Here is a 3,035-nt window from a genome sequence, read left to right as displayed (position 1 = left end):
AACGTCCATCCTTTGTTCAGGGAATGGCGGGATGTCATGGGTGGGTGGAAGCTATCCTAAGAGGTGGATATTCAACCGGATTTAATATGACATCGGAATGGCAGCAAGATACTCACTCTTAAATTGTCCATGAAGTACGAGTGTGAGCGTCTCGCTCACGGTTCGTCAGGCGCACATCATAGGCAATTCAGCACCACCGACTACAGGCATCCTGATACTGCCACAGATGAATGGCTTGTCTAAATAGATTTTATATAACAAACCATAAACAAGTTGTGTCGAAGTGTTGACCATATCTGAAAAGTAGGCAGTCGTATCTTAAAATACAGAAAGAGAGCACGATGGGGGCGATTTGAATTCCTTGCTGTATATCCATCTAAATCGTTGAGGTAGCTGGGTTCTAGGTATAAGCCTTGAAAAAATTCGTTTCTAGGTAGGGTGGCTCTATTCCCCTTCTTCAGGATCAGCAGGCTCTCGCTGACTCCCTAGAGCCAGATACCCACACACTAGGCTATGACTGCCATCAACGGCGATCGCATCAGAGGTCAGGCACCATGACATCTATCCTAAGCAAGACTATCCTAAGCAGCATCTGTAATTACAGTTTGTTTTGCCCTGCCACTCAAAAATAAGCTAGGTACATTGTGGCAGCTTATGAATGAGGAGGGCACGTTTTCATGACCATAGCTTCTAATCTATCGAACGTAGATGCAACGGTCGTCTGCGGGACTATTGCAACGATTCGAGGGAGTGTCGTCGATGTACACTTTCCTAACCAATTACCCAACTTACATGACATTTTGCGGGACGATCGCTCCACTGCCATTGAAGTCGAAACCTACCTCACCCCCCATGTCATCCGGGGACTAGCCCTCACGCCCACCACCGGACTAGCGCGGGGCGATCGCCTCACCTCCACCGGCACCTCCCTGCAGGTTCCCGTGGGCGATCGCTTATTAGGGCGCATGTTCAACGTTTTCGGGCAGACCATTGACGGCAAAGCCCCGATCGAAGGCGGTGATTGGCGATCCATCCATGCCAGTCCTCAGCTATCTCAGGAACGGGCGATCGCCACCGAGCTTTTTCGTACCGGCATTAAGGTGATTGATCTGCTGGCACCCCTAGAGCGAGGCGGAAAAGCGGGACTGTTTGGGGGAGCTGGGGTGGGTAAAACGGTGTTGATCACTGAGATGATCCATAACGTGGTGCGGCGGCTGGAGGGGGTGAGTATTTTCTGCGGCATTGGTGAACGCAGCCGGGAAGCCGAGGAACTCTACCGCGAGATGCAGGAAGCGGGGGTGTTGGCCAATACGGTGATGATGTTTGGGCAAATGAATGAATCGCCCGGCGCAAGGTTTCGGGTGGGTCATGCGGCTCTGACTATGGCGGAATATTTCCGGGATGATGCCCATCGGGATGTGCTGTTGATGATGGACAACATTTTCCGGTTCATCCAGGCTGGGTCGGAGGTGTCGGGGCTGATGGGGCGGCTGCCGTCACGGGTGGGCTATCAACCAACCCTGGCGACGGAGTTGGCGGAGTTGGAAGAACGGATTTTTAGCACCCCCAGCCATTCCATCACCTCGGTGCAGGCGGTCTATGTGCCGGCTGATGATCTCACCGATCCCGCTGCTGCCCATATTTTCTCGCACCTTTCAACCTCTATCGTGCTGTCGCGCAAACGGGTGAGCGAAGGTCTGTATCCGGCCGTGGATCCCCTGCAGTCTGGCTCTAAGCTGCTGACGCCACTGGTGGTGGGCGATCGCCACTATCGCATTGCCCAGGCGGTGCGTAAAACCTTGGCGACCTATGAGGAACTTAAAGACATCATTGCCATGCTGGGTCTAGAAGAACTGGCCCGCCATGAACGGCAGGTGGTTTACCGGGCCCGGCGGCTGGAGCGATTCCTCACCCAGCCCTTCTTCACCACCGAGCAATTTACGGGCTTGCCGGGGCGCTTGGTGGAACTCGAGGACGTGCTAGACGGCTGTGAGCGGATTCTCAACGATGAATTTAGCGATCGCCCTGAAACGGTTCTCTATATGATCGGCACGATTGATGAAGCCCCTGCTGCCCAGGATTGAGCCATGCATCTCAAAGTCACCCTACCCACCAAAATCTTGGTTGACCAACCGGTCATCAAGGTGATTGCTGAGGCTGAAAACGGTGCCTTTTGCCTGCTGCCCCACCATATCGACTACGTGACGGCCCTGGCTCCGGGGATCTTGCTGTTTGACAGCCCCGATGGTCAGACCCATGTGCTGGCGGTGGATTCTGGGCTGTTGGTCAAGCAAGGGGACGGGGTATTGGTGGCCACCCGCCATGCCATCCAAGGTCAGGATTTACAAAGCCTACGGGAGCTAGTCGATCACCAGTTTCGCATCCTCGATGACCAAGAACGCCAGACTCGCTCGTCCCTAGCCAAACTAGAAGCCTCCATGGCCCGCCTATTTCTCAACCTATCCTAGATGTTCGGAGATCTCAACCCATGCCTCCTGATCCTCCCACTCGCAAACGTTCACGCACCTTACCCGATCAGATTGCCACAAAAGTCACGCGTAAGCTGCTAGCCCAGCGTCACAACCACAGCGTTTGGTATGGGTTCGGCATGTTTGGCCTGGTGGGTTGGTCGGTCACCATTCCTGCCCTGTTGGGCATTGCCCTCGGCATCTGGATCGATCGCCATGTGAGCAGTCCCTATTCATGGACGCTAATGGGTTTGGTGTTTGGAGTTGCTATCGGCTGCATGAATGCTTGGTATTGGATTCAAAAGGAGAGTCAAGATGATTAATTTCAGTCCCTTTCCATCTCTATCCAATCTGGCTGAAGGTTTATATCCGGAACATCCTATCTTCGATCGCCCGCTGCACTTGGATACTACCTAAGCCTTGATGTCATAGATTGTCTAAGTAGATTTGATCGCACCATAAGAAACAACAAAAAGGTAACTATTATGCTGAGCTGGACATCTTTTATTGACGGACAAACCTGGATCGAGGGAGCGATCGCTGGTTTTGTCATCGGTATCTTATATT

The 3,035-nt window shown here is 52.9% G+C and carries 3 protein-coding genes; all 3 read left to right on the top strand.

Going from position 1 to position 3,035, the window contains the following annotated elements:
- The first annotated feature begins 677 nt into the window (after nucleotides 1-677).
- From atpD to V6D20_08475, 3 genes are read left to right on the top strand one after another with little or no spacing between them, the layout of a single operon-like run.
- A complete protein-coding gene (gene atpD / locus V6D20_08485) occupies nucleotides 678-2,084 on the top strand; it encodes a F0F1 ATP synthase subunit beta (GenBank protein ID HEY9815818.1) in 1,407 nt (468 codons plus the stop codon).
- A 3-nt stretch (nucleotides 2,085-2,087) separates the two neighbouring features.
- The gene (locus V6D20_08480; GenBank protein HEY9815817.1) at nucleotides 2,088-2,468 is read left to right on the top strand and encodes a F0F1 ATP synthase subunit epsilon; all 381 of its coding nucleotides are present in this window, start codon (nucleotides 2,088-2,090) and stop codon (nucleotides 2,466-2,468) included.
- Between the two features lie 20 nt (nucleotides 2,469-2,488).
- The gene (locus V6D20_08475; protein ID HEY9815816.1) at nucleotides 2,489-2,791 is read left to right on the top strand and encodes an AtpZ/AtpI family protein; all 303 of its coding nucleotides are present in this window, start codon (nucleotides 2,489-2,491) and stop codon (nucleotides 2,789-2,791) included.
- Nucleotides 2,792-3,035 lie beyond the last annotated feature (244 nt).

Source organism: Candidatus Obscuribacterales bacterium (assembly GCA_036703605.1).
Lineage (GTDB): Bacteria > Cyanobacteriota > Cyanobacteriia > RECH01 > RECH01 > RECH01.
This window is presented reverse-complemented; position numbering and strand designations above follow the sequence as displayed.